This window comes from Rhizobacter sp. P2_H3 (assembly GCF_056403355.1).
Genome location: NZ_JBFUFQ010000372.1, coordinates 1 through 3,691, shown reverse-complemented (window position 1 = coordinate 3,691; position 3,691 = coordinate 1). Strand labels below are relative to the sequence as shown.

Below are 3,691 nucleotides of genomic sequence, written 5' to 3'. Positions count from 1 at the left end.
CTGGATCGACGCCGCCGAGGCCGAGGCGCAGGTGCTCGGCAAGGGCCGCAAGCGCCGCAGCGTGCCGGTGGGCGGGCCGGCGCTGCAGGCGCTCGCGCAATGGCTGGCGCTGCGCGGCACGCTGGCCGATCCGGGCGAGCCGGCGCTGTTCGTGAGCCGGCGCGGCACCCGCCTGACCGACAGCCAGGTGCGTTCGCGGCTGAAGCGACGCGCGCTGCAGGCCGGRCTGCCGACGCACGTGCACCCGCACATGCTGCGGCATTCGTTCGCATCGCACCTGCTGCAATCCAGCGGCGACCTGCGCGCGGTGCAGGAGCTGCTGGGCCACGCCAACATCTCGACGACGCAGGTCTACACGAAGCTGGACTTCCAGCACCTCGCGAAGGTCTACGACGCGGCGCATCCGCGCGCCAGGCGCAAGCCCTGATCAGCGCAGCACGGCCCCGATCACCTCGTCGAGCTTGCGCAAGCCCTCGCGCGCATCGCCCAGGTAGCGCTGGATGCCCAGCCGCAGCGCCTTCGCCGCGGCCTCGTCGAACAGCCCCATCGCGTCCTTCACGTCCTCGCCCTTCTCCTGCAGCTGCAGCGCGGTGTTGCCGGTGGCCAGCGTCAACGCACCCAGCGCCGCAAGGCCGGTGTCGCGCGACGACACCTCGCCGTAGCGGCCGTGGAAGCCGTCGAGCAGCTTGCGCGAGCGGGCATCCAGCATCTCGTCGAGCGCGTCGCCGACCATCGCCGCCACGTCGGCCCGCGTGAAGCGCCGCTGCAGCGCGTCTTCCACCTTCTCGCCCAGTGCATGCAACGCCGGGCCGTCGAACCTTTCCACCGGCTCCAGGCGGATTTCCTCGAACAGCGGGTAGCGCACCAGCTCGCGGATCAGCACCGGGTAGCGCCAGCAGCGGCGCACATGCCTGGGCATCAGCCAGCTCGCGAGGTTGCGGTAGTACTGGTGCACGTCGGTGAGGTTGCGGCCGGTCAGGCCGACCAGGTTGACGTTGACGAAGTGATGCCAGGTCGAATCCGTGACGACGCGGCCCACCTCGGCCTGCTGCCCGTCGTAGGCGCAGACCGGGATGAACGAGCGCGGCGCGACCGCCGCCTTGCCCGGGAACGCATTGCCCTCGGACACCGTCAGCGCGATCGCCTCCGGCACGACGCGCTGCGTGCTGCCGGTGGCCATCGGCCATTCGTCGGTGACGCCGTCGGGCAGCTTGCCGGTCAGCACCGCCGGCACGCGGCATTCGCCTTCGTGCGGGTGGTCGGGGAACACCTCGATCGCGCGCGCCGGCGCGGCGCCCGGCACCTGCAGCACCGGGTGCGCGACGCCAACGCCGAAGCTGGTGCGGAAGTTCACGTACAGCCGCTGCGGCAATGCATCGGACTGATCGGCGAACTCGAACACGTCGTTGGCGCCGGGCGCGGTGGTGGTCAGCCGGTCGATGCCGCCGCCGCTCGGCGTGTCGGCCGCGGCCCAGCGCCGCATGCCTTGCACGCGCGGGATCGTCATGCACATCGCGGCGCCCAGGTCTTCATGGTCGCCGGTGGCGAACAGCCCGCCGCCCTGCTGCATGAAATTGACGATCGCCGCCTGCCCACCCGGCTCCTGCGCAAGGCCGGCGCCACCCTCGGTGGTGATCGCGAGCAGGAACACCACGTCGTAGCGCGATTTCAGCAGGCCATGCGCCGCGTCGGTGAACTGGAAGTTGCTGATGTGCTGGGTCGTCGTGTCGAGCGTCGCGGCACTGGCGGCCCCCGGCGTGTACAGCGCGGTCCGCACGATCGGCGTCATCGCGTGCACGGTGCTCGTGCGCAGTGCGTCGACGAAGCGGGTCAGGCCGAAGTCGTCGCCGACGCTGAAGTTCAGCCCGTCGGTGACGACCAGGATCTTGGGCGTGCATTCGCGAAACCATTTGAGGATGAACGTGTCGAGCACGGCCAGGTTCTTGAGCGTGGGCATGGCGGGGCCTCCTTGGCAACCAGGTGATGTGTGGAACGGCGCGCGGACCGCGCGCTGAAACCAAGTTAGGCGGCGCCTGGAGCGATCGACATCCCTAGCCTGTCGATCTCTCCCCCATCCCGGGGGGCGGCGCGCCGCGTCGCCGACAATCGGGGCATGAAGACAATCACAGTACGCGAGGGCAAGGAGCGCTCGCTGCAGCGCCGCCACCCCTGGGTGTTCGAGGGCAGCATCGCCGGCGGCAAGGCCGACCTCGGCGAGACGGTACGCGTGCAGGCGCACGACGGCAGGTTCCTGGCCTGGGCCGCCTGCAGCCCCCATTCGCAGATCCGCGTGCGCGCCTGGAGCTTCGACGAGGCCGAGCGCATCGACAGCGCGTTCTTCCTGCGTCGCATCGAGCAGGCGATCGCGATCCGCGCGCGGCTGCCGATCGCGAGCGACGGCGTGCGCCTGATCCACGGCGAGGCCGACGGGCTGCCGGGCCTGATCGTCGACCGCTACGGCGACACGCTGAGCGCGCAGTTCCTGTCGGCCGGCGCCGAGCGCTGGAAGGCGACGATCGCCGACCACCTGCTGAAGGCCACCGGCCTCGCGCGCCTGTACGAGCGCAGCGATGCGAACTCGCGCGAGCTCGAGGGCCTGCAGCCGTCGACCGGCTGGCTGCGCGGCGACGGCGCCACCGAGGTCACGATCCGCGAGCACGGCTGGCAGCTGAGCCTCGACGTGGCCGAGGGCCACAAGACCGGCTACTACCTCGACCAGCGCGACAGCCGCAAGCTGTTCGCCGACACCGTGCGGCACTTCGGCCTGCAGCGCGTGCTGAACTGCTACAGCTACACCGGCGGCTTCAGCGTGGCCGCGTTCGCCGGCGGCGCGACGCAGGTGACGAGCGTCGATTCGTCGGGCCCGGCGCTCGAGCGGGCGCGGGCGCACGTGCTGCGCAACGGCTTCGACGATGCAGCGCACGAGACGCTGGACGCCGACGTGAACCAGACGCTGCGCGCGATGCTGCAGCAAGGCCGGCGCTTCGACGCGATCGTGCTCGACCCGCCGAAGTTCGCGCCGACCGTGTCGCACGCCGAGCGCGCGGCACGCGCCTACAAGGACATCAACCGGCTCGCGCTGATGCTGCTGGAGCCGGGCGGCGTGCTGTTCACCTTCTCGTGCTCGGGCGGCATCAGCCCCGACCTGTTCCACAAGATCGTCGCCGGTGCCGGGCTCGATGCGCAGGTCGACGGGCTGGTCTATGCGCGCACCGGCGCGGCGCCGGACCATCCGATGACGATCACCTTCCCCGAAGGCGACTACCTGAAGGGCCTGGTCATCGTCAAACGCTAGCGCCGAACCGCGCCTGCCAGCGCTCCAGCGGCACCCGCGCCGCATTGCAGACGTACGAGATGGCGCGGTACCAGCCGGCGAGCAGCAGCAGCTCCAGCAGCTGCGGCTCGCTCCACACTGCCGCCAGCTGCGCCCACAGGTCGTCATCGACATCGGCGGTGTCGTGCAGCGAATCGACCAGGCGCACCAGCAGCGCGTCCCGTTCGGTCAGTGCTGCGTCATCGGCGTGGCCGCGCTCGATCGCCACCACCTGCGCCGGTGTGAAGCCGGCGGCCTTCGCGAATGCCGCCACGTGCACGCCCCATTCGTACTCGGCGCCGCAGCGCGCGCAGACGCGGTCGATCACCACCTCGCGGTCGCGCAGCGGCAGCATCGCGTGCCGGCCGAGCATGAAGC

At 70.9% G+C, this 3,691-nt stretch carries 4 protein-coding genes; 2 read left to right on the top strand and 2 right to left on the bottom strand.

Annotation, left to right across the window (positions count from 1 at the left end; genetic code table 11):
- A partial coding sequence (locus AC1D1T_RS31060; protein ID WP_477993225.1) for a tyrosine-type recombinase/integrase occupies window positions 1-427 on the top strand: 427 nt, incomplete at its 5' end.
- Here the strand turns inward: AC1D1T_RS31060 and AC1D1T_RS31055 are convergent.
- On the bottom strand, window positions 428-1,957 hold the full coding sequence (locus tag AC1D1T_RS31055; RefSeq protein WP_477993224.1) for a hypothetical protein: 1,530 nt from the start codon (window positions 1,955-1,957) through the stop codon (window positions 428-430). It lies immediately after the preceding gene.
- 156 nt (window positions 1,958-2,113) lie between these two features.
- Between AC1D1T_RS31055 and AC1D1T_RS31050 the strand changes: the two genes are divergently transcribed.
- Window positions 2,114-3,295: a class I SAM-dependent rRNA methyltransferase gene (locus AC1D1T_RS31050; protein WP_477824860.1), complete on the top strand. Its 1,182-nt coding sequence runs from the start codon at window positions 2,114-2,116 to the stop codon at window positions 3,293-3,295.
- On the opposite strand, the gene AC1D1T_RS31045 is transcribed toward AC1D1T_RS31050, so the two are convergent.
- On the bottom strand, window positions 3,285-3,691 hold a 407-nt coding region (locus AC1D1T_RS31045; protein WP_477993223.1), incomplete at its 5' end, for a carboxymuconolactone decarboxylase family protein. The two genes, AC1D1T_RS31050 and AC1D1T_RS31045, sit on opposite strands and share 11 nt — an antisense overlap.

What these genes read in the sequence shown, in the direction of transcription:
- AC1D1T_RS31055 (WP_477993224.1), bottom strand. Translation starts at nt 1,957, where the DNA reads ATGCCCACGCTCAAGAACCTGGCCGTGCTCGACACGTTCATCCTCAAA.
- AC1D1T_RS31050 (WP_477824860.1), top strand. Translation starts at nt 2,114, where the DNA reads ATGAAGACAATCACAGTACGCGAGGGCAAGGAGCGCTCGCTGCAGCGC.